This window comes from Pseudomonas savastanoi (genome assembly GCF_020917325.1).
In the GTDB taxonomy this organism is placed as follows: domain Bacteria; phylum Pseudomonadota; class Gammaproteobacteria; order Pseudomonadales; family Pseudomonadaceae; genus Aquipseudomonas; species Aquipseudomonas amygdali.
Genome location: NZ_CP076652.1, coordinates 1,103,508 through 1,126,225, shown reverse-complemented (window position 1 = coordinate 1,126,225; position 22,718 = coordinate 1,103,508). Strand labels below are relative to the sequence as shown.

Here is a 22,718-nt window from a genome sequence, read left to right as displayed (position 1 = left end):
ACAATCCACCCCATAGGTCACTTCTATAGGGTGACTGACCGACAGCAGTGTACTCGCGCGAACATCCGGCCGCGGCAAGCGCGTTCAGGGCTCGGGGAATGGTGCTGAGCGCCGACAGCCATCAACTCTTTCATGGCTATCACAAAGCCGGTAAGGTCACGCCTTTCAAGCACCTGGAGACTGCCATGCCCGCGCCCGCCCTTACCGGCCCGCAATACCTCAGAGAGGGACTGAACCTGGTCCTCAGTCCTGGTTTGCGATTGTTCGTCCTGCTGCCCTTGAGCATCAATGTGGTGTTGTTCTGCGGCCTGATCTATCTGGCGGTGCACCAGTTCGAGCTGTGGGTCGACACCTTCATGCCTACGCTCCCTCACTGGCTGAGCTTTCTCAGCTATATCCTCTGGCCGCTGTTCGTGGTGCTGGTCCTGCTGATGGTGTTTTTCACCTTCACCGTGGTCGCCAACATCATCGCCGCGCCGTTTAACGGGTTTCTCTCCGAAAAAGTCGAAGCCGTGGTTCGTGGCGTGGACGATTCACCGGATTTCAGCTGGGCCGAACTGGTGGCCATGGTGCCACGTACCCTGGCCCGCGAAGCCCGCAAGCTGGGCTATATGCTGCCGCGCATGCTCGGGCTGTTCATTCTGTCGTTCATCCCTGTGGCCAACATCATCGCCGCTCCGCTGTGGCTGTTGTTCGGCGTCTGGATGATGGCGATCCAGTACATTGACTACCCCGCCGACAACCACAAACTAGGCTGGAACGAAATGCTCGGCTGGCTGAAAAGCAAGCGCTGGCAAAGCCTGAGCTTCGGCGGCATTGTCTACGTCGCCTTGCTGATACCAGTGGTCAACCTGCTGATGATGCCCGCCGCAGTGGCCGGTGCGACATTGTTCTGGGTGCGCGAGCGCGGGGCGGATGCGTTGCCGGTGACGCAGGCACGGGGCTGAACCCCGAAATATCACCGGGCCGCGCAATACGGCCCGGACTATCTGATAAAAATCACTCGCTATATATATTTACCGCACAAGGCTCTTTCGACTGAGGCTCAATAGAGCCTCAACCAACCCGTTCATGTGAAGTCCGCTTCCATCGAACATGCGACACATGAACTTAACAAGGAAGTTAAATCATGAATACTCCAGTAAACCCTGCTGCATTTGCCGCTAAAAACGCCACAATCGAAGAAAAGATTCGTGCGTTTCTGGTCAGTGAACTGGCCGAATGGTCGATCAATCCAGACAACGTTTACATCAACGGTGTAAATAACCCGGAAGAACGTTTGGTCATCAGTTCCAGCTCCCTGACTGCCGAGGCAGCCAACCGTGTTTTCGAGAAAGACGCTCCGTCCTACTCTACTCGCACCGCAGGCCTGTTCACCGTGGCATATTCGTATGCCGATGAACATCGCCTGGCTGCGCCGGACCTGGCCAAGGTAGGTGAAGTGATCGGCCAACTGGTCAATGACCTGGGCTGATTGCTCTGAGTGACTGGCTGAGTGACGACAAAGCCTGAAAGAGTGCCGAATAGATAATGGATGATCTGTTCGGCACTTCAATTGGCGTCAGTAGTATCTACGCTGCAGCAGACGCAGAGAGGTAGGTCGGTATACTCATCAACCAGATAGCACACCCGGCAAGAATCCATAGGCCATTGGCCCATGTCAATCTTGAGTTGGTACTTCCGTCTGGATCAAGCGCCGCAGCATTCATCTTCGACTGCACCAGCATTAAATTAAATGTTTGCGCAGTGGCCAGCAGAACCGCCCATACCAGCCAGCCGCCGACCGGTTTGAATTGCACATGCCCAGCGACACCTTGCGAAAGCACCATCCCCGCAATAGTCAACGCCAGCAACACCAGGCCGCTAATCGCCCAGTACGCCATGTGACCACGCCCCTGTCGCCGCAGACTTTTGTCCACAGTGCGAAATAGTGGAAAGGCGTAAATAACGGCGAAGATCACACGCGCAGCGGGCCACACCTTACTGCCTGAAAATTTCTTGTTCAGCGACCAGTTTCGATAAAACCAGTGAATCGCGAAAAAGCCCGATGTCAAAAGATACAGAATGAAGAATTTCTTTAGAGACACGACATAAAATTCCGGACCTCTACTGTCCGTTTCATCTTTTTCCAGGCTGGCTTTCGGTGGCGCATACATTAAATCTGACATTTCATATCCCTTTGAAAAGAGAGCGGATGCTATCAGACGAATCAAAACCCTGCAAAAAATATAGCTATAAAGAAGCTTCCTACAAACAAAAACTTCAAGCCTTACAACCATGACCAAACTCGTCTATCTGACAGTCGGCAAGCGGTTGCCGCTAAAAAACAAACGTTGCCAGCGTTTCAAAAAATTTCATGTAGGCCTTCTCTGTCGGCCAAAAAAATTAACACCCTGCCCACTCGGCTCAAGCGTGTAGGACCAAACTAATATCTCAATATTGGCATTGCGCTTGCTCTGTTGCGTCTAGACAACAGGAGCCATAGAGCAATGGAAATTAAGAGAGGACCGTTGAAATGACCTATATCAACTCTAAGCCGTTTTTGAACGTTACGCCGTTGGGAGTACGACAAAAAACAACACCGCTCACCACCACATCGACACCTGGAATCTTCGCTAACGTGCTCCAAAAAACCATCCTTGAAAAAGAAGCCCCTCATACAATTCTGCGAGGGGGAGAGCTCAGGCACAAGTTGATGGCACAGGCTGAAAACGACCCAAGGGAAGCAAGCTTCCTTGCCACGCAATATGCTCATAACTCACTGAATGGTGAAGCGGTGGATTTATCTGATTATCCTGTCATTCGTTACTGTGCTACTGGAAAAGTCGTAACACCCGAGTCAAGCGCTTACTTTCAGAAAACAGAGGGTTGGATGCATAAAGAGAGAAGAGCCCTTTATGAAGAGGAGTACTTGAAAGGTACGCCGACAGCTAAAATCCTTGAGAAAATATTAAACTTTAATGACGCTCTTCCTAAAGCATTTCGAGACATGGCTAATTGGTAGCATGAGCGCCCTCCCCACTCGAGGGGAGGGCGCCTGTGAAATTACCAATCGACAGTGATTCTTCCTTGCTGTCCCGCCACCGGGACTCTTCCTGTCTCTCCAATCTTCATCGTGTAATAAAACGTGCGACTTGCCAATTGATTGCCAAAGAAAGTTGTGGAGCCCGTTCGCTGGCGGGATACGTTAAGGCACACGCTGGCCCCTTGGCATAAATAGATCTCAAGGCCTTGAGGCCAGCCCGCCACGTTCCAGTTCCAACTGACATTTTTGATCGTTGCCACCGGGGGCACATGCCTGCTTACTGGCAGCGCGGCAGTGTGCATGTAGCCTTTTGAATGAATAACCGGCAAAGCGACCGATGATTGATAGTTTCCAGCCAGTGCAAAATTTGAATAGGCTAAAAGCGCCAAAGCAATTCCTGAGGCCGAATAATTCCACTTCAACTTTTTGTCATTAAATTTCATTTTATTTCCCAGTATAGATATAAGCAGAAATAACTGAAAACTCAGTCTTTCCAACTCAGCGCTAACGAACCATTAAGTTCGATAACCAGACATTACCGGGTAGACCGTTAACATCAACACCTATTGGCGCGCACTACACACCTTTGGGAAATCTTGTAAACTTTTGTAGGACGTCAATATGCTTAATCATGTTTTTTTACAAAAACATTTTACAATTGATCCATTTACCTATTTGCTACTACGCGCTTTTTCACGTCCGCTAACCTATCTCCCAGCGTCCTATCACCAATCCATCACACAACCGCCACATAACCGAAATGTAACCAGCCGAAACTGCTCCCATGAGCAAAATTCTTAACGTCACCCTGATTACTGAAACCTTCATTCCCGAGATCAACGGCGTTGCCAATACCCTGGGGCGTCTTTGTGAAGGGTTGCGGTTGCGCGGGCACCGGGTCGAGCTGGTCCGGCCGCGCCAGAATGACGAGACCAACGCAGGTGCCGCAGAAGACCTGTTGCTATGCCGGGGCTGGCCGATACCGGGCTATCCAGGGTTGCAATGGGGTCAGTCTTCTATGCACAAGCTGTTGCGTCGCTGGCAGCGGCGTCGACCGGATGTGTTGTACATCGCCACTGAAGGCCCGCTGGGGCTGTCGGCGCTACGGGCAGCGCGGCGTCTGGGTATAGCGGTGATCAGTGGCTTTCACACCAACTTTCCACAGTACACGCAGCAATACGGCATGGGTTTTATCACCCGGCTGCTGACCCACTACCTGCGCTGGTTCCACAACCGCTCGCGCATGACGCTGGTGCCGAGCATCAGCCAGAAGATGGAACTGGAGCGGCGCGGCTTTGAAAGAATCGAGTTGTTGTCTCGCGGCGTGGACAGCCAGATGTTCAACCCGTCCAGGCGTTCGCAGGCTCTGCGCGAAAGCTGGGGCCTGCAAGCGGGTGATATCAGCGTCATACACGTCGGCCGCCTGGCACCCGAGAAAAACCTGGGCCTGCTCAAAGCCAGCTTCGAAACGCTCAAGGACAGTTACCCGCAACGTAATATCAAACTGATTGTTGTCGGCGATGGGCCTCAGCGCCAGCAGCTTGAGCAGCAGATCCCGGATGCGATCTTCTGCGGCACTCAGCGCGGTGAAGTGCTGGCCATGCACTATGCCTCGGCAGATATGTTTCTGTTCCCCAGCATGACCGAAACGTTCGGCAACGTGGTCCTTGAAGCGCTGGCCTCAGGGCTGGGTGTGGTCGCTTACGACGAAGCCGCTGCCGGGCAGCATATTCGCCATGGCCACAATGGAGCCCTTGCCATGCCGGGTGACGAGACGGCGTTCATCGACGCGGCGCGCTGGTTGCTGGAAGACAGCGAAACGTTGCGCCGGGTGCGCCTCAATGCTCGTCAACACGCCAGTCGCCAGGGCTGGACGGCAATCATCGATCAGTTCGAACGACAATTGCGTGAGGCCTGCCCGGGCGAAAAACCTGTAAATGTCAAAGAGACCAGGCAGGCAGCTACCAAGAAGATCAGGCCAGTGTCGTCAGTGCCTCTCGACTGAATGGCAGGATGTCCTGCTCGCGCCCCTCACGCACTTTCAATGCCCAGTCAGGATCGACCAGCAAGGCACGTCCCACCGCCACCAGATCAAACTCGTCGTTGCCCAGCCGCTTCAGCAGGTTTTCCAGGCTGGCCGGCTGAGCGACCTTGTCGGTGTTGACCATGAACTGCAGGAACTCACCGTCCAGCCCGACACTGCCGACGGTAATGGTCGGTTTGCCGATCAGCTTGCGCGTCCAGCCTGCGAGGTTCAGGTCAGAGCCTTCAAACTCGGGCTCCCAGAAACGCCGCGTAGAGCAATGGAAGATATCCACCCCGGCGTCAGCCAGCGGTTGCAGGAATTCGCCCAGCGCCTCGGGCGTCTGCACCAGACGTGCGGTGTAATCCTGCTGTTTCCATTGTGAGAAACGGAAGATGATCGGGTAGTCCGCACCAACCGCGACGCGCACCGCCTTGATCAGCTCGATGGCAAATCGCGAACGGTTGGCCAGGCTGCCACCGTACTCGTCACTGCGCTGATTGCTGCCCTCCCAGAAGAACTGATCAATCAGATAACCGTGGGCCCCATGAATTTCGACACCGTCCATGCCAATCGCCTTGGCATCGACAGCGGCCTGAGCAAAAGCGGCCACAACATCATCAATGTCCTGTTTGCTCATGCCATGCACCAGCACTTGACCGTCCTTGACCTTCTCCATCGGCCCGTAGGCAGGCACGCTACCGTCCGGCTCGGTACCGGGACGACGAACCGCACCTACGTGCCAGAGTTGCGGGACGATCTTGCCACCCTCTGCGTGCACCGCCTCAACAACCTTGCGCCAGCCCGCCAGTGGCGCATCACCAAAAAACTGCGGAACGTTCGGGTAGCCGTTGGAAGCCTTGTGGTTGACCGTCGTTCCTTCGGTGACAATCAGCCCGACCCCTGCCGCCGCGCGACGCCGGTAGTACTCGATAACCTTTGAGTTGGGTACATGTCCCGGCGAGAACGAACGGGTCATGGGTGCCATCACCACCCGCGACGACAATTCCAGGCTGCCCAGACGGAAAGGCGTGAACAAGGCTTCTACCGACATGTGAAACTCCGGAAAAATAGTCGATTGCACTACGGCGACAAGCGCCGGATCAGAGGCGCAGAATATCGCCGGGCATCAGCGCTGGCCCAGTACTATTGATTTGGCTGATTTGAGTGCAAAAGCCGCCAAGGCGCAAGACAGCCGGGCGAGCACACGCTAACCCGGTGCTTCCCCGGCGAGGTGATCAGCTTTGTGCCAGGGCCTTTTCAATGGCCTGAATCACTGCAGGATCATCCGGTGCTGTACGCGGAGAGAAACGCGCGCTCACTCCACCGTTCTTGCCGACCAGAAACTTTTCGAAATTCCAGGTGATATCCCCGGGAAACTCGGCGCCTTCGCCAGCCAGCAGGCGATAAAGCGAATGCCGATCAGGCCCGTTGACGTCGAGTTTTTCACCCAGCGTAAAGGTCACGCCGTAATTGAGTTCGCAAAATTCGGCGATCTCTTTTTCGCTGCCCGGCTCCTGCCCGGCAAACTGGTTGCACGGCAGCCCGAGGATCTCAAGGCCCTTGTCCTTGTATTGCTGATAGAGGTTTTCAAGTGCTGCGTATTGCGGTGTCAGCCCGCATTTGGACGCGACGTTGACCACCAGAACCACTTTGTTCTTGAAACCCGCCATCGGCAGTTCCTGACCACCCAGCGCTTTCAATTTGATGTCGTGAAAAGCACTCATGAGAACCCCTTTTGAAACAAGTAACCCAAAGCCACAACCTGAAAAAAGGCACCGTGACCGCACGCGTAACGAAAGTCGTCATCGCAGAACAGCCAGGGCGCCTTTTCAGTGACCTGAGCTTAGCAGCACAAATCAGTGTTGATGACCGCCTTCACCGTGAACATGGCCGTGAGCCATTTCTTCTTCACTGGCATCGCGGATAGCCACAACCTTTACGTCGAAGTTCAGGCGCTGGCCAGCGAGCGGGTGGTTGCCGTCAACAGTGACGTCGTCGCCGTCCAGATCGCGGATGGTCACGATCTGCATGCCGCCGTCCGGGCCGGATGCGTGGAACTGCATGCCGACTTCGAGTTTGTCGACACCTTCGAACATGCTGGCGCTCAGGGTGCTGACCAGTTCGGCGGAGTATTCACCATAGGCATCCTCCGGCTCGACGGCTACCTTCAGCTCGTCACCGACGTCCTTGCCTTCCAGTGCCTTTTCCAGGCCCGGGATGATGTTGCCTGCACCTTGCAGGTAAACCAGCGGCGCACCACCGGCAGAGCTGTCGATGACCTCACCAGCGTCGTTGGTCAGGGTATAGTCAATGGAGACAGCCTTATTGGCGGCGATCGGCATGGGGACAAGACCTTTTGCTTAAGATTGAAGAACGAGCAAGTTTAACCAAGCAATCGCCCGAAAGCGAACGCAACTCTGACAAACGGCCCAGAATGGAAGGTTCAACTGTTATCAACTTGCAACAGGATCAAGAAGGGCACTGGATTGCCGTGCTGTCCTGCGGCCACACTCAGCACCTGCGCCATCAGCCGCCATGGCAGTCGCGAGCCTGGGTTCTTGACCCGATAAAACGCCAACAGATGACAGGTCAGGCCTTTCGCTGCGGCTGGTGTGCTAATGCCGCAGATAACGATAGTCTTGCCGCAGAGAAATCGCGTTAGACGGTTTCCGGACTTTTTTGGTCAGCAGCTGTTCCCTATGTGCTGCGACCCTTGCACTGCTCAATCGAGAAGCCAGTATGCAGACTTTTTTTATCGCCCCCACTGACTTTGGCGTGGGGTTGACCTCTATCAGCCTGGGCCTGGTGCGCACACTGGAGCGCGCAGGCTTGAAAGTAGGTTTTTTCAAACCGATTGCCCAGCCGCACCCCGGCGATCTGGGCCCCGAACGCTCGACCGAACTGATGGCCCGCACCCACGGCCTGAAACCGCCCAAGCCTCTGGGGCTGGCGCATGTCGAGCGCATGCTCGGCGATGGTCAGCTGGATGAACTGCTCGAAGAGATCATCAATCTTTATCAACAGGCAGCGGTCGGCAAGGACGTGCTGGTGGTCGAAGGCATGGTCCCGACCCGCAGCGCGAGCTATGCCGCGCGGGTCAATCTGCATCTGGCCAAGAGCCTGGATGCTGACGTCATTCTGGTCTCTGCCCCGGAAAACGAAGTGCTTGCCGAGCTGTCGGGCAGGGTCGAATTGCAGGCCCAGCTGTTTGGTGGCCCCAAGGACCCGAAGGTGCTGGGCGTCATACTCAACAAGGTGCGCACCGAAGAAAGCATGGAAGTCTTCGCCTCACGCCTGAAAGAGCACTCTCCACTGCTGCGCAGTGGCGATTTCCGACTGCTGGGCTGCATTCCCTATCGTGCTGAACTGAATGCGCCGCGGACTCGTGATGTGGCCGAATTGCTGGGCGCGCAAGTGCTCAACGCAGGCGATTACGATCAGCGGCGCATGTCCAGAATCATCATCTGTGCCCGAACGGTGCTCAATACCGTTCCGCTGCTCAAGCCGGGCGTGCTGGTCGTGACGCCGGGCGACCGTGACGACATCATTCTGGCGGTGAGCCTGGCGGCAATAAACGGCGTACCGCTGGCGGGCCTGCTGCTGACCAGCGATACCGTGCCCGACCCGCGCATCATGGAACTGTGCCGAGGTGCATTCCAGGCCGGTCTGCCGGTGCTGTCGGTCAGCAGCGGTTCCTATGACACGGCAAACCGGCTCAATCAGTTGAACAAGGAAATTCCCATCGATGACCGCGAGCGCGCGGAAAACATCACCGATTTCGTGGCCAGCCATCTGGACGCAAGCTGGCTGCACCAGCGCTGCGGCACCCCCCGCGAGCTGCGCCTGTCGCCTGCCGTGTTTCGCTATCAACTGATCCAGCGAGCGCAGGCAGCCAACAAGCGTATTGTCCTGCCCGAAGGCAATGAACCGCTGACCATTCAGGCGGCGGCCATCTGCCAGGCGCGCGGTATCGCCCGCTGTGTGTTACTGGCCAGACCCGAGGAAGTGCAGGCCGTGGCTCAGGCACACGGTATCGAGCTGCCACCGGGGCTGGAGATTCTTGACCCGGAGCTGATTCGCGAGCGCTATATTGCGCCGATGGTGGAACTGCGCAAAAACAAAAGCCTGAACGCGCCCATGGCCGAGCAACAGCTCGAAGACCCGGTGGTCATCGGCACCGTAATGCTGGCGCTGGACGAAGTCGACGGGCTGGTATCGGGTGTCATTCACTCCACCGCCAACACCATCCGGCCAGCCCTACAACTGATCAAGACCGCGCCAGGCTGCACGCTGGTGTCTTCAGTGTTCTTCATGCTGTTCCCCGAGCAGGTGCTGATGTACGGCGACTGCATCATGAACCCGCACCCGAGTGCCAGCGAGCTGTCCGAGATCGCCTTGCAAAGCGCCGACTCAGCCACTGCGTTTGGCATTTCGCCACGGGTAGCGATGATCAGCTATTCCAGCGGCAACTCGGCCAGCGGCGAAGAAGTCGAGAAGGTCCGCGAAGCAACGCAACTGGCACGGGAAACCCGGCGCGATCTATTGATCGACGGGCCGCTGCAGTATGATGCGGCCGCCAACGAACATGTCGCCCGACAGCTGGCTCCGGACAGCCCGGTGGCAGGACGTGCCAACGTGTTCGTGTTCCCGGACCTCAATACTGGCAATACTACGTACAAGGCGGTGCAACGCAGTGCCGACTGCGTAAGCCTTGGCCCGATGCTGCAAGGCCTGCGCAAGCCAGTGAACGACCTGCCACGTGGCGCACAGGTGGATGACATCGTCTATACCATCGCACTGACGGCGATACAGGCCGACACGCTGTCCTGATGCCTACTCACGATGCCGCAGCCCCATCTGCGGCTTCCGATAACTTGCGGAGCCATCACCTTCATGGATTTCCTGCCTGCCCCGTTACGCGGCGTCATTGCCTCGCTGTTATTGGCGCTGAACACCATCGTCTGTTGCACGGTGCTGTTCGCGGTCACGATCTTAAAGATCTGCCTGCCCTTCTCTGCGGCACAACGCTTTACCGACTGGCTGATGAGCCACATCCATGAAACCTGGATCGGCAACAACAATGCCTGGATCAAGCTGCTCTGCCACACCCGCTGGCACCTGAGCGGGCTGGAAGGGCTGGATTACAAACACTCGTATCTGGTCACCAGCAATCACCAGAGCTGGGTCGACATCATGGTCTTGCAATACGTGCTCAACCGGCGCATTCGCCCGTTGAAATTCTTCCTCAAGCAGGAGTTGATCTGGGTCCCGATCATCGGTCTGGCGTGGTGGGCGTTGGGTTTTCCGTTCATGAAGCGTTACTCCAAGGCTTACCTTGCGAAACACCCGGAAAAGAAAGGCAAGGACCTGGAAACCACCCGCCGCACCTGCGCGAAGTTTCGTCACAACCCGGTGGGGATTTTCAACTTCGCAGAAGGCACGCGCTTCACCGCTGGCAAACACGCGCAGCAGAACTCGCCGTTCCGCCACTTGCTAAAACCCAAGGCTGGGGGCATCGCTTTCGTGCTCGACGCGATGGGCGAACAGCTGGAGTCGATCATCAACGTGACCATCCACTATCCGGGCGGGCAACCTGGCTATTGGGACCTGCTGTGCGGCAATGTCAAGGAAGTGGTTGCCCACTTCGAAGAGATCAAGATTCCGCAGCAGTTTCTCGGCAAAAATTACGACCAGGACGGCGAGTACCGCCTGGAATTCCAGCAGTGGATCAATGCGCTATGGGAAGAAAAAGACCGGCTGCTGGACCGGCTGCATGAGCAGTATCCAGCGCAGCATTGATAGTGACTTGTGGGAGCGAGCTTGCTCGCGAAGAGGCCATCAAGGCCGCCGCAAACCTCGCGTTTGAGCCATCGCCTTCGCGAGCAAGCTCGCTCCCACTTTGCCCCGCATTCAACCAGTCCGCGAAGCGACGGTGGTGTTGATCAGTACTGCTGACCCGGAATCGGCTTGAGGTTGACCTCTACGCGGCGGTTCTGGGCGCGGCCGTTGACGTCGGCGTTGCTGGCAATCGGTTGGTCGGGGCCCGCGCCTCGCACGGAGAGGTGCGATTGATCAACGCCCTGCGAAGTCAGGTACGTCGCAACGCTTTGTGCGCGCTGTTGCGACAGGTCCATGTTGTGCTGACGGCTGCCGGTGCTGTCGGTATAGCCGACGATTTCAATGTTGTTCTGGTTGAACTGCTTAAGCGAATTCGCCAGGTTGTTCAGCGGCGAATAGAAGCTGCTGGCGATAGCCGAAGAGTCCGTTGCGAAGGTGATGTTACCCGGCATGATCAGTTTGATCTGGTCACCCTGACGCTGCACCTCGACGCCAGTATTGGCCATGCTCGCGCGCAATGCTGCTTCCTGCTTGTCTGCGTAATAGCCATACCCCGCCGATGCAGCGCCCGCAACAGCAGCGCCAATCAATGCGCCCTTGCCACGATGATTGTGGTCGATGGCGGCACCAGCTACTGCACCGGCCAATGCGCCGAGTCCGCCGTACTTGGCTGTTTTGCTCATGCCACCGGAGCTTTGCGCCTGGCCTTGATTGTCATAGGGATTGGATGTTGCACAGCCCGACAGCATGGCTACGGCGGTGGCAACAATGATCAAACGACGCGAGGTAAACATTCAGGAGCTCCTGGTTTTGACGAACGCTGGTAACCGGATTAGAGCATGCCGGCTGTCAAAAATTCCTTAACCCGTGCTGAACCGCCCGTATTACGGCGCTTGAAGTGTTTTGCTCAGCGTCGTTCCTCACGAATATAAGGCTCGCCCAACGCACCCGGCTGACTGCTGGATTGACGCTTGCCGCTTGCCACCCAGACCATCACCAACAACGTGACCGCATAGGGCGTCATCAGTACGAAATACTGAGGCAGGCGCACCCCCGTGGCCGCCAATTGCGGAATCAGCGCTTCGATACCACCGAACAGCAAGGCACCGGCCAGCGCACGCCAGGGTGACCAGCGCGCGAAGATAACCAGCGAAACCGCAATCCAGCCACGTCCGCCTGTCATGTCCGCGATCCACATCTTGGTACTGAGTACGGCAATGAAGCCGCCCGCCAGGCCCATCAATGCAGAACCGGCGACAATCGCCGCCAGACGGTAACCCAACACGGAAATGCCCGCGGCATCGGCAGCCTGCGGGTTCTCGCCAACTGCCCGCAAACGCAGCCCGGTTCGGGTGCGGTCAAGCAGCCAGACCACCGCAATGAAAATCACCACGGTCAAATACACCAGCGGGTTCTGGACAAACACACGGCCCACCACCGGTAGCTCGGACAACGGCCACAGTTCCACCGCTTGCAAGCCGCTGACCGGACGATTGGTCCAGCCAAGCAGCGTGCCCAGCAGCCCGGTCAAGCCCTGACAGAAGAACACCAGCGCCAGCCCGGCAATCACCTGATTGATCCGCAGCACCAGTACCATCAGCGCAAACAGCAACGACACCAGACCTGCCGCCACCATCGACGCCAGCAACGAAAGGCCAGGCGAGCCCAGGCTCAATTGCATGCCGATGCCCGCCAATGCGCCGACCAGCATCAGCCCCTCGACACCCAGCGCCAATACGCCACTGCGCTCGATGAGGATCAGGCCCAGCGCGGCCAGGGCGAACGGCACGGCAAAATCCGGTGCGCTGCCCAGCCAGTGGGAAATAAGCTCCATCAACGTTCTCCTGCCTGAATGCGCCGCAGGCGATGGCGGATGAAAAAGTCCGACGACGCGACGCAGATCACCAGGATTGCCTGGATCAGTTGCACCATCGAAAACGGAATCTGATAGAACACCTGCAGGTTGCGCCCGGCCACGAACAGCATGGCGATCAGCAGCGCGACCACGGTGGCGGCCACCGGGTTATTGCGGGCCAGAAAGGCGATGAGAATCCCGGAAAACCCGTAGCCCTGATAGAACGACTGGGTAAGGCGCCCTTCCTGCCCGGACGTCACAACGAAACCAGCGAGCCCCGCCAGTGCACCTGAAAGCAGCACAGTGCCAATGATCATCTTGCGCACCGGCACACCCACAGCCCCGGCGACCTTCGGGTTGGCATCGACGAAGCGCAGGTACAGCCCGGCCCGCGAGACGCCGACAAACCACAGGGTCAGGCCGGTGACCAATAGCGCCAAGGGGATCGCCGCGTTATACCCCGCAAACAGATCAGGCAAACGCTCAAAGCTTTGAAACGCAGGCGAGTAGGGAAAGTTGTCTCGCGGGTCCTTCCAACTGCCATAAACCAGATGCAGAAGGAAGTTGGCGGCGATGTAATTGAGCATCAGGGTCGAGATGATCTCGTTGACCTGCCACTTGAGCTTCAACAGCACCGGCCCCAGGCTCCACAGCAACCCGCAGATCACAGCCGCCGCCATCATCAGCGGCAGGCGCAGAACTTCCGGCCCCACCTGGAACAGCGAAATCGCCGTGGCGCCAATCGCTCCCCAGATCATCTGGCCTTCCAGCCCCAGGTTCCAGAAGCGCGCGCGAAACGCCATGCACCCGGCCAGGCCGACCATAATCATCGGCGATGCCTGAAACAGCACAGCCTTGAAGTTCTGGGCATCGAACACCGTCTGAACGACGAATTCGTTGAGTAACTCGTCAGCAGGCACCCCGGCAAGAATCAGGATCGTGGTACAGATCGCCAGGCCGACCAGCAACGCCACGGCTATGATCAGCGCCTGCAAGGGCCAGCCAGTCTGCTGACGAAGTTCCAGCGTGTAGCGGCGAGACAGCAACGGTTGGCGTGCCGGAGCAGTCTGTTGCAATGCAGTTGTGTCACTCATGGCTCACCATCGCTTTGCCGATGGCCTGACGGTCAGCGGGGTAATCGAACTCGGCGACAATACGCCCGCCGTTCATTACGCCAATACGGTCAGCCAGGCTCAATACTTCGTCCAGGTCTTCGCTGATCACCAGCACCGCAGCGCCTGTGTCGCGTGCTGCGCGCAGGCGGGCATGCACCGCCTGTGTGGCACGCACGTCCAGGCCCCGGCTCGGGCTATGCACCAGCACCAATTGCGGGTCGCGGCTGAATTCACGGGCGATCACCAGTTTCTGTGCGTTGCCGCCCGACAGCAGTGCAGCTTTCTGATCGAGAGAGCGCACGCCCTGCACATCGAAGTCCGCCACCGCGCGTTGCGCGTCCTGTTTCAGGCGCTTGTAGCCCAGACGCCAGAAAGAACCGTATTGCCCGCTATGGATGTTGCCGATGCCGAAGTTTTCGGCCACCGACAGCGATCCGGCCAGCGCCGCGCCGTAGCGGTCCGCCGGGATGGAAGCGATGCGCAGTTGCCGACGCTGATCAGCCGACGCACTGCGCAGGTCGCCAAAAGAGGTCATGTGGATTTCACCCTCAGTGGCCTGCGGCAGCCCCATCAATGCGTTGGCCAGTTCGGCCTGACCATTGCCGCCAACGCCTGCAATACCGTAGATCTGCCCGGCGTGCAGGGTCATGTTCACGCCGTTGAGTGCGCCGCCGACGCTGCGCAAATCGCGTACCTGTAAACGCACCTCACCTGGCGTTGCGCAATGATGCTCTGCGACCGGCACCGATTCGCCCACGGTCAGTTGCACCAGTTGCTCGACACTCACCTTCTGCGGATCAACAGTCTGCACGGTGCGCCCGCCGCGCATCACGGTCACCCGGTCGGCATAGCGTTTGACGTCGGCCATCTTGTGCGTCACCAGAATCACCGCAGCGCCCTGCCGCGCAAAGGCCTGAACGGTCAGCAGCAAACGTTCGGCCTCCTGATCGGTCAGGACCGCGGTCGGCTCATCAAGGATCAGAATGCGCGCACCGGCCAGCAGCACCTTGAGAATCTCGACGCGCTGCTGCTCGGCAACCGACAGGCTGTCGACGGTCCGGGCCGGGTCAATCGCAAACCCCAGTTCGTCCGCCTTGCTGACAATCTCTTGCTCCAGCGCACGCAGACGCTTGCGATAGCTGCCTTCGCCCGGTTGCTCGGGCAGTGCCAACAGAATGTTTTGCGCCACTGTAAAGGGCTTCACCAGCTTGAAGTGCTGGTGAACCATGCCAATCCGGTAACGACTGGCGTCCCTGGGCCCCTGAAGCTGAACCGGGTTGTCGTCCAGCAGCAGCGTGCCGGTTTCCGGTGCGTACAGCCCGGCTGCAATGTTCATCAGCGATGACTTGCCTGCACCGTTCTCGCCCAGCAACGCATGCACTTCGCCCCAACAGGCGGTGAAGTCGGCATCGATCAGCGCCTTGAAGCCATCGAACGATTTACTGATACCTGTGAGTTGCAGCGCGTTGACCTGACTCATTGCTGAGTCTTCACGCCTTCGACAAACCAGTCCATTTTCCACAGATCCGGGTCAGACAATTGCTGATTGGCCGCAACACGCTCTTTGCCGTCACGGTCCGCCAGCGGCCCGCTGCAGATGATTTTCCTGCCTGCCAGCAACTCGTCACGCTCGGCCATGATCTTCTTGCGATTGTCTTCCGAAATGATCGGGTCTTTGCTCAGCGTGATATCGGTGCCGCCCTGCTGCATCGACAGCAGTGCACCGTTGGCGGGCGGGGTCCAGTTGCCCGCGATGACCTTCTTGAGCTCTGGCCCCAGGAAGCGGTCCCAGACCCACAACGAAGAACAGACGGTCGCCTTGGGGGCAAACTCGCTCAGGTCCCGATGATGGCCGGTGCCATGAATGCCGCGCTCCTGAGCGACGATCTGCGGTGTCGGGCTGTCGACGTGCTGGCCGACCACATCGACGCCGTTGTCGATCAACGCCATGGTTGCCGCGCGCTCCTTGACAGGGTCGTTCCAGGCCCCGGTATAGACCACGGTGACGGTGGCTTTCGGATTGATCTGCCGGGCGCCCAGCTCATAGGCGTTGATGGTCCAGTTGACCTGGCCGAACGGGTTGGCGGCGACGAAGCCTAGCTTGCCGGTTTTCGACGCAGCACCAGCGGCCATGCCGCACAGGTACTGGCTCTCGTAGGTACGGCCATAAAACGATTCGAGGTTGGCCGCGTTGGTGGTGCCCGAACCGTTAAGAAACGCGACATCAGGGTATTTTTTGGCCAGCGCAAGGAAGGTGTCGGAATAGCCGAATGCAGTGCCGACGATGATGTTGGCACCGCGTGCGATGAGTCGGTCGACCACGGGGGTAATGGCAGCGGCGTTCTCGGGCACGCTTTCCACGAACTGGATTTTTGTGTCCAGATCCTTCTCAAGCTTCACGCGCGCCTCATCGAATGCCTGAGTCCAGCCGCCGTCATTGCGCGGGCTGATGTAGACCATGGCGATTTTCGCGGGTCCCTTCAGGGTCAAGCCCTCGGCCTGAGCGAAGCCGGCGGCCCCGAACGCTACAGCCGCACACAATGTCCCGGGCAACAGTTTCTTGTACATAGACGTTTTCCTGAGGGTAATGGCCAATGAGGGCAGCACGCGGCCGACTCTCAGGCCATAGCAGCATCCATGCCACTACCGGAAAAACGCTATGGAACAACGGTCTGACTCGATTGCATCGAACAGAACAGATCAAACGGTCTGAATCAGAGCACTTGGTTTGTGCATGACTTGCATTCGCTGCGCGTCCGGGGTGCGCGTGTCGGGGCACGCGCAATTTTTCAGGCAGTCCGCGGCAGGATTCCGTCCAGGATCATGCTGCGCAGGCTCGCCAGCACTTCTTCGAAAAACACTGGGTCGTCCAGCGTCTTGCCGGTAACCGCCTCGACCTGAGTGCGGAAGTCGGCGTAATGCTGAGTGGTCGCCCACAGGGTAAAAATCAGATGGTGCGGGTTGATCGGGGCCAACTGGCCGCTGTCGATCCAGTGCTGAATGACTGCCACCTTGGCCTGCACCGTGTCGCGCAACGGGTGCTGCAACTCGCCCTGAATCAGCGGCGCGCCCTGCATCACTTCCATGCAGAACAGCCGTGATTCGGCCGGGTGATCGCGAGACATTTCCAGCTTGGCCTTGATGTAGGCACCGATAGCCTGCACCGGCTCCTTGTCGGCAGTGAAATGCACCAGCGGGCTCAGCCAGACCTCAAGCAACTGACGCAGTACGTTGAGGTACAGATCATCCTTGCTGCTGAAGTAATACAGCAGGTTGGTCTTGGAAACATCCGCCAGGCCCGCGACCTGATCCAGGCTGCTGCCGTGCACGCCATAGCGGGAAAATATCTCCAGCGCCGCATCGAGAATCAGCGTGCGCTTGCCTTCCATCAGGCGCATGCGCCGCTTCAGGGAAGTAGCACTGGGCTCGCGAGTGGTCTTGACCACGGTTTCGGGCTTGACCTTGCGTCCGCGCTTGCTCGCGGGCTCCGTCACAGGAGGTTTCTTGTTCACGCACATCCATCCAGTGATGCCGAAATGAGCGGGCATCTTAACGGGCGCAGCTGTTTTGTCGATATGGGTTACCAAGCCGGTCGACTCTGCCCCATCTGCGTGCGCCCTGCACAAACCAAGTGCTCTGATTCAGACCAAATGGTCTGCAAAAAATGAGTTTTATTTGTAAGCAATTGAATAAAAACAATAAAAAATTATGGCCCGCTTAATGCAATGGCGAATTAAGAGATGAATCAAGTGCTCTGGCACGCATCGACCAACGCAGAGAGGCCTTATATGGACATCGGTATCTTCATCCCCATCGGCAACAACGGCTGGCTGATTTCCAGCAACGCACCGCAGTACATGCCGACTTTCGAGCTGAACAAACAGATCGTGCAGACGGCCGAGGGCTACGGTTTCGACTTTGCGTTATCGATGATCAAACTGCGCGGCTTCGGCGGCAAGACAGAGTTCTGGGAGCACAACCTGGAGTCCTTCACGCTGATGGCTGGGCTGGCCGCAGTGACCAGCAAGATCCAGCTGTTCGCCACCGTCGCCACCCTGACCATTCCACCTGCCATCGCTGCACGCATGGCCTCGACCATCGATTCGATCTCCAACGGCCGCTTCGGGATCAACCTGGTCACCGGCTGGCAGAAGCCGGAATACGAGCAGATGGGCCTGTGGCCGGGCGATGAGTTCTTCCACACCCGCTATGAATACCTGGCCGAGTACGCTCAGGTTCTGCGCGACCTGTGGGCCACCGGCAGCAGTGATTTCAAGGGCGAGCATTTCAGCATGCAGGACTGCCGCGTCAGCCCTCGTCCAAAGGCCGACATGAAGCTGATCTGCGCCGGTCAAAGCGAAGCAGGCATGGCTTTCTCGGCGCAGTACGCCGACTACAACTTCTGCTTCGGCAAAGGCGTGAACACCCCTACAGCCTTTGCGCCCACCGCACAGAAACTGATCGAAGCCAACGAAAAGACCGGCCGCAACGTTACCTCCTGTGTGCTGTTCATGATCATCGCCGACGATACCGATGAAGCAGCAAGGGCTCGCTGGGAGCACATCAAGGCGGGTGCCGACGAAGAGGCCATCGCCTGGTTGAGCGAGAAGGGCTCGGCGGATAAAAGCGCTGGTTCGAATCTGCGGCAGATGGCCGACCCGACCTCGGCGGTCAACATCAACATGGGCACGCTGGTCGGCTCTTGGGCCACCGTGGCGCGAATGCTTGATGAAGTCGCCAGTGTGCCGGGGACTCAGGGCGTGATGCTGACCTTCGATGACTTCGTGAAAGGCGTCGAGGATTTCGGCGAGAAAATCCAGCCGTTGATGACCAGTCGCAAGCACATCGCGCAGCTCAAGGAGGTGGTCTGATGAATGCTACGGCAACTGTCGCAGGCGTTGACCTGCCGGACGGACAACCCGCCCGCGTGCTGCCCGCCCGTCCCGAGCCGCTGCGCATGAAGCCCGGCGAAACCGCGCTGGTGGTGGTCGACATGCAGAACGCCTACGCATCGCTGGGGGGTTATCTGGACCTTGCCGGGTTCGATGTCAGCAGCACCGGGCCGGTCATCGCCAATATCAACAAGGCCTGTGCTGCCGCACGTGCGGCAGACATCCCGGTGATCTTTTTCCAGAACGGCTGGGACCCGGCCTATGTCGAGGCCGGAGGGCCCGGCTCGCCGAACTGGCATAAGTCCAATGCCCTGAAAACCATGCGCAAGCGCCCGGAGCTCGAAGGGCAACTGCTGGCCAAAGGCGGATGGGACTATCAACTGGTCGATGAACTCAAGCCACAGCCTGGCGACATTGTGGTGCCGAAAATCCGTTACAGCGGCTTCTTCAATTCCAGTTTCGACAGCGTGTTGCGCAGCCGCGGCATTCGTAACCTGGTATTCACCGGCATCGCCACCAATGTGTGCGTTGAATCCACCCTGCGTGACGGTTTCCACCTGGAGTACTTCGGCGTAGTGCTGGCCGATGCAACCCATCAGGCAGGCCCCGACTTCGCTCAACAAGCCGCGCTGTTCAACATCGAAACCTTCTTCGGCTGGGTTTCCAGCGTCGATGACTTCTGCACCACCTTCAGCCCTGTCGGGCAACCCTCGTGAGGACATACGCATGACCAAGAAAGCGATTATTCCTGCTGGCACCACCAAGCCCATTGCTCCGTTTGTGCCGGGCTCCATGGCCGATGGCGTGCTCTACGTTTCGGGCACGTTACCGTTCGACAAGGACAACAACGTGGTGCACGTCGGCGATGCGACCGCCCAGACCCGTCATGTGCTGGAAACCATCAAAAGCGTGGTCGAAACCGCTGGCGGGACAATGGACGATGTCACCTTCAACATGATCATGATTCGCGACTGGGCCGATTACGCCAAGGTCAACGAGGTGTACGCCGAATACTTCGCGGGCGAGAAACCGGCGCGTTACTGCATCCAGTGCGGCCTGGTGAAACCCGAGGCGCTGATCGAGATCGCCAGCATCGCCCACATTGGCTGAGCACCGACTTAAAAACCGACCTGAAGCCCACCCGGAGAACGTGCATGTTTCATGAAATTCATCGATGTCAGCATGCCGATGCGCCCCTGTTGGTGCTCAGTTCCGGGTTGGGCGGGTCCAGCCGTTACTGGGCGGATGACCTGGCAGCGCTGACCCGCGACCATGACGTACTGGTCTACGATCACGCCGGGACTGGACGCAGCCCTGCGGCTTTGCCGGCAGACTATTCGATCCGCCATATGGCCATGGAATTGCTGACCCTGCTCGACTCGCTCGATATCCAGCGTTGCCATTTCATTGGTCATGCGCTGGGCGGGCTGGTGGGCCTGGAGATTGCGCTGTTGCGCCCCGAATTGTTGCAAAGTCAGGTGCTGATCAATGCGTGGAGCAGCCCCAACCCACACAGCGCGCGCTGCTTTTCAGTGCGCAAAAAACTGCTGTTGAACAGCGGGCCGGACGCCTACGTGCAAGCGCAGGCACTGTTTCTGTACCCGGCAGACTGGATCGCCGCCAACGGTGCCCGGCTGGCCGATGACGAGGCCCATGCGCTGGCGCACTTTCCCGACACCGACAACCTGCTGCGGCGTATTCATGCACTGCAAACCTTCAACGTCGAGGCTAGCCTGGCTCGTATCCAGACACCCACCCTGCTGATTGCCAACCGCGACGACATGCTGGTGCCCTGGCAACAATCGCAGCATCTGGCCGAGGCACTGCCCAACGCCAGGCTGGTGTTGCTGGAATATGGCGGCCACGCCTCGAACATTACCGACCCATTGCCCTTCCAACGCACCCTGCTCGACTTTCTCAACGCACAGACCTGAAAGGACTCATCCCATGCATGCCGACTCTGAAACCCTTGCCACCCTCCCTGCTGCCCCGGTCAGCCAGCTGGCGTTTCGCGATGCGATGTCCAGCCTTGCTGCAGCCGTCAACGTCATTACCACCGATGGCCCCGGCGGCCGCGCCGGTTTTACTGCGACAGCGGTCTGCAGCGTGACCGATCAGCCTCCGATGCTACTGGTTTGTATCAATCGCAGCGCATCGGTATACGAAACCTTCATCGAGAACGGCCTGTTGTGCGTCAACACACTGGGCAACGGTCAGCAGGACTTGTCCAACCTGTTCGGCGGCAAGCGTTCACAGCAGGAGCGTTTTGACGGTGGCCAGTGGGAAAGCGGAGTGACGGGTGCGCCGATACTGAACAGCGCCAAACTGGCCCTCGACTGCAAAGTGACCCAATCCGTCAGCGTCGGCACGCACGACATTCTTTTTTGCCAAGTGCTGGATATCAGGCATCAGGGTGAGTCAGACGCCTTGGTGTACTTTGCCCGTCAGTATCATCACTTGCCAGGTGCGGCACCCGCTGCCTGAAGATGCTTTTCAGCACTTGAACGCGTCAGAAAATCTACACTGCGCCTGTTTTGCACAGGGCACTGCGGGCTGCCTGACGGGTTGCTGACACACAACAAATAGACAAGATTTTTTCGCAAGCAGCGCCGTATACTGGCACCTTGAGATCAGGATGATCCTTGCAGTCAACGAGGTGAAATCATGTCGATCGGTAGCTGTTGCACTCTGCTGGCCTCAGCCGGTAGTCGGCCGTCTGCTTTCTTCGCTTGCCCGTTGCCTGCCATGCCAACGCACCCGGGTGACTGAGCATGCTGAAAAAAATCCCCGTCGCTGACCTTGCCCTTGGCATGCACATCCATAAAATCTGTCGCCGCTGGACCAACGATCCGTTCTGGATAGGCCTGGTCGAAGTCATGCTTGATGACGTCGAGGTGCTCAAGCGCATCCAGCAATCGGGCACCCGGGAAGTCTGGATCGAAACCGGCAAAAGCCGAGTACTGACACCTCAAACCGCAGCAGCCTTCGCATCAGCCATAGATGACACCGCGCCAGCCAGTCTGGACAAGGAAGTCCTGCGCGCCCGGGCCATTTGCGGTAGAGCCAGAAACGCCGTCATGGCCATGTTTACCGAAGCCCGCATGGGCCAGGCGATGGATGTGGATAACGTGCAGTTGCTGGTGGAAGAAATCTCCAGTTCGATCCTGCGCCACCCGCACGCGCTGATCAGCCTGTCACGCCTGAAAACGTCCGATGAGTACACCTACATGCATTCGGTGGCGGTCTGCGCGCTGATGGTTGCGCTCGCCAGACGCATGGGCCTGCCTGATGACCAGGTGCGCGAAGCGGGTGTGGCCGGGCTGATGCACGATGTCGGCAAAATGATGATTGCTCCGCACGTACTCAATAAACCGGGCCGCCTCACCCATGACGAATTCGAGATCATGAAGGCTCACCCCGAACTGGGTCTGAAGATCCTCAAGGAAAATCAACCCGTGGCGGCGACGGTGATGGATGTGTGCTTGCACCACCATGAGAAGGTCGACGGCTCGGGCTATCCTCACGGCCTGAAAGGCGACCAGATCAGCATCTTTGCGCGCATGGGCGCAGTCTGCGATGTGTATGACGCCATCACCTCCGACCGTCCCTACAAAAAGGGCTGGGGCGTTGCCCATTCGATTCGCGAGATGGCTTCATGGAAAGGCCATTTTGATGATGTGGTGTTTCAAAGCTTCGTCAAGACCGTAGGCATTTACCCGACCGGTACGCTGGTGCGTCTGGAAAGCGGGCGCCTCGGCGTTGTGGTCGAGCAAAGTGAAGCGTCGCTGCTGAAACCGAGGGTGAAGGTCTTCATGTCGGCGCGGACCGGCAAGACGTTCGCTGCGCAGATCATCGATCTGGGCAGTTTTGCCGACCCGGACGCGATCGTCAAAATCGAAACGCCGACCGACTGGGGGCTGGAAGAGGTTGATACGCTGTGGGCGGGCAGCCCGGCCTGATCAGTTGA

The 22,718-nt window shown here is 58.2% G+C and carries 24 protein-coding genes; 13 read left to right on the top strand and 11 right to left on the bottom strand.

The genetic code is table 11. The features are described 5' to 3' along the window. Positions 1-185 precede the first annotated feature (185 nt). Both cysZ and KP808_RS04975 read left to right on the top strand, forming a co-directional pair. Complete coding sequence (cysZ, locus tag KP808_RS04980) at positions 186-947, top strand: sulfate transporter CysZ (RefSeq protein WP_029240951.1); 762 nt, start codon at positions 186-188, stop codon at positions 945-947. A 182-nt stretch (positions 948-1,129) separates the two neighbouring features. Further along, positions 1,130-1,474: a hypothetical protein gene (locus tag KP808_RS04975; RefSeq protein WP_230017559.1), complete on the top strand. Its 345-nt coding sequence runs from the start codon at positions 1,130-1,132 to the stop codon at positions 1,472-1,474. A gap of 97 nt (positions 1,475-1,571) precedes the next feature. On the opposite strand, the gene KP808_RS04970 is transcribed toward KP808_RS04975, so the two are convergent. After that, positions 1,572-2,168, bottom strand: a complete 597-nt coding sequence (locus KP808_RS04970) for a hypothetical protein (protein WP_122281313.1) — start codon at positions 2,166-2,168, stop codon at positions 1,572-1,574. A 347-nt stretch (positions 2,169-2,515) separates the two neighbouring features. Here KP808_RS04970 and KP808_RS04965 point away from each other — a divergent pair, with 347 nt between their 5' ends. Beyond that, on the top strand, positions 2,516-3,004 hold the full coding sequence (locus tag KP808_RS04965; RefSeq protein ID WP_230017558.1) for a hypothetical protein: 489 nt from the start codon (positions 2,516-2,518) through the stop codon (positions 3,002-3,004). Between the two features lie 41 nt (positions 3,005-3,045). Here KP808_RS04965 and KP808_RS04960 read toward each other — a convergent pair whose 3' ends face one another. After that, on the bottom strand, positions 3,046-3,468 hold the full coding sequence (locus KP808_RS04960; RefSeq protein WP_230017557.1) for a flagellar protein FlhE: 423 nt from the start codon (positions 3,466-3,468) through the stop codon (positions 3,046-3,048). Between the two features lie 341 nt (positions 3,469-3,809). Here KP808_RS04960 and KP808_RS04955 point away from each other — a divergent pair, with 341 nt between their 5' ends. Next, positions 3,810-5,030, top strand: a complete 1,221-nt coding sequence (locus tag KP808_RS04955) for a glycosyltransferase family 4 protein (protein WP_230017556.1) — start codon at positions 3,810-3,812, stop codon at positions 5,028-5,030. Here KP808_RS04955 and KP808_RS04950 read toward each other — a convergent pair. From KP808_RS04950 to KP808_RS04940, 3 genes are all read right to left on the bottom strand, one after another. Continuing rightward, positions 4,999-6,102 carry an NADH:flavin oxidoreductase gene (locus KP808_RS04950; protein WP_230017555.1) on the bottom strand — a complete coding sequence of 368 codons (1,104 nt, stop codon included), beginning with the start codon at positions 6,100-6,102 and terminating at the stop codon, positions 4,999-5,001. The two genes, KP808_RS04955 and KP808_RS04950, sit on opposite strands and share 32 nt — an antisense overlap. A 184-nt stretch (positions 6,103-6,286) precedes the next feature. Next, positions 6,287-6,775 (bottom strand): glutathione peroxidase, encoded by a 489-nt coding sequence (locus KP808_RS04945; RefSeq protein ID WP_002552206.1) that lies wholly within the window; start codon positions 6,773-6,775, stop codon positions 6,287-6,289. Positions 6,776-6,907: 132 nt separating this feature from the next. Continuing rightward, positions 6,908-7,393: an FKBP-type peptidyl-prolyl cis-trans isomerase gene (locus KP808_RS04940; RefSeq protein ID WP_002552205.1), complete on the bottom strand. Its 486-nt coding sequence runs from the start codon at positions 7,391-7,393 to the stop codon at positions 6,908-6,910. A 14-nt stretch (positions 7,394-7,407) separates the two neighbouring features. On the opposite strand from KP808_RS04940, the gene KP808_RS04935 reads away from it, so the two are divergent. From KP808_RS04935 to KP808_RS04925, 3 genes are all read left to right on the top strand, one after another. Further along, complete coding sequence (locus tag KP808_RS04935) at positions 7,408-7,713, top strand: DUF3565 domain-containing protein (RefSeq protein ID WP_005733216.1); 306 nt, start codon at positions 7,408-7,410, stop codon at positions 7,711-7,713. A 77-nt stretch (positions 7,714-7,790) separates the two neighbouring features. After that, positions 7,791-9,881, top strand: coding sequence for a phosphate acetyltransferase (gene pta, locus KP808_RS04930; protein WP_058400583.1), 2,091 nt, complete (start codon positions 7,791-7,793; stop codon positions 9,879-9,881). 63 nt (positions 9,882-9,944) lie between these two features. Continuing rightward, complete coding sequence (locus tag KP808_RS04925) at positions 9,945-10,850, top strand: acyltransferase (RefSeq protein ID WP_230017554.1); 906 nt, start codon at positions 9,945-9,947, stop codon at positions 10,848-10,850. Between the two features lie 143 nt (positions 10,851-10,993). Here the strand turns inward: KP808_RS04925 and KP808_RS04920 are convergent, their stop codons facing one another. The 6 genes from KP808_RS04920 to rutR form a co-directional block, all read right to left on the bottom strand. Beyond that, positions 10,994-11,683, bottom strand: coding sequence for an OmpA family protein (locus KP808_RS04920; RefSeq protein WP_005733218.1), 690 nt, complete (start codon positions 11,681-11,683; stop codon positions 10,994-10,996). 113 nt (positions 11,684-11,796) lie between these two features. Continuing rightward, positions 11,797-12,723 carry an ABC transporter permease gene (locus tag KP808_RS04915; RefSeq protein WP_057401703.1) on the bottom strand — a complete coding sequence of 309 codons (927 nt, stop codon included), beginning with the start codon at positions 12,721-12,723 and terminating at the stop codon, positions 11,797-11,799. Beyond that, the gene (locus KP808_RS04910) at positions 12,723-13,838 is read right to left on the bottom strand and encodes an ABC transporter permease (RefSeq protein WP_122258143.1); all 1,116 of its coding nucleotides are present in this window, start codon (positions 13,836-13,838) and stop codon (positions 12,723-12,725) included. Before KP808_RS04910 ends, KP808_RS04915 begins: the two co-directional genes overlap by 1 nt. Beyond that, complete coding sequence (locus KP808_RS04905) at positions 13,831-15,339, bottom strand: ABC transporter ATP-binding protein (protein WP_230017553.1); 1,509 nt, start codon at positions 15,337-15,339, stop codon at positions 13,831-13,833. Before KP808_RS04905 ends, KP808_RS04910 begins: the two co-directional genes overlap by 8 nt. Beyond that, complete coding sequence (locus KP808_RS04900) at positions 15,336-16,427, bottom strand: BMP family ABC transporter substrate-binding protein (protein WP_230017552.1); 1,092 nt, start codon at positions 16,425-16,427, stop codon at positions 15,336-15,338. The genes KP808_RS04905 and KP808_RS04900 overlap by 4 nt, the downstream gene beginning before the upstream one ends. A gap of 221 nt (positions 16,428-16,648) precedes the next feature. Further along, positions 16,649-17,377 (bottom strand): pyrimidine utilization regulatory protein R, encoded by a 729-nt coding sequence (gene rutR, locus KP808_RS04895; protein ID WP_230018813.1) that lies wholly within the window; start codon positions 17,375-17,377, stop codon positions 16,649-16,651. Positions 17,378-17,647: 270 nt separating this feature from the next. Here rutR and rutA point away from each other — a divergent pair, with 270 nt between their 5' ends. From rutA to KP808_RS04865, 6 genes are all read left to right on the top strand, one after another. After that, the gene (gene rutA, locus KP808_RS04890; RefSeq protein WP_058400631.1) at positions 17,648-18,730 is read left to right on the top strand and encodes a pyrimidine utilization protein A; all 1,083 of its coding nucleotides are present in this window, start codon (positions 17,648-17,650) and stop codon (positions 18,728-18,730) included. Continuing rightward, on the top strand, positions 18,730-19,467 hold the full coding sequence (gene rutB / locus KP808_RS04885; RefSeq protein WP_230017551.1) for a pyrimidine utilization protein B: 738 nt from the start codon (positions 18,730-18,732) through the stop codon (positions 19,465-19,467). The genes rutA and rutB overlap by 1 nt, the downstream gene beginning before the upstream one ends. Positions 19,468-19,477: 10 nt before the next feature. Continuing rightward, a complete protein-coding gene (gene rutC / locus KP808_RS04880; protein WP_002552194.1) occupies positions 19,478-19,861 on the top strand; it encodes a pyrimidine utilization protein C in 384 nt (127 codons plus the stop codon). A 44-nt stretch (positions 19,862-19,905) separates the two neighbouring features. Beyond that, positions 19,906-20,685 (top strand): pyrimidine utilization protein D, encoded by a 780-nt coding sequence (gene rutD / locus KP808_RS04875; RefSeq protein ID WP_230017550.1) that lies wholly within the window; start codon positions 19,906-19,908, stop codon positions 20,683-20,685. A 13-nt stretch (positions 20,686-20,698) separates the two neighbouring features. Next, positions 20,699-21,235: an NADH-dependent FMN reductase RutF gene (rutF, locus tag KP808_RS04870; protein ID WP_230017549.1), complete on the top strand. Its 537-nt coding sequence runs from the start codon at positions 20,699-20,701 to the stop codon at positions 21,233-21,235. A 287-nt stretch (positions 21,236-21,522) separates the two neighbouring features. Beyond that, positions 21,523-22,710 (top strand): HD-GYP domain-containing protein, encoded by a 1,188-nt coding sequence (locus tag KP808_RS04865; protein ID WP_230017548.1) that lies wholly within the window; start codon positions 21,523-21,525, stop codon positions 22,708-22,710. Positions 22,711-22,718 lie beyond the last annotated feature (8 nt).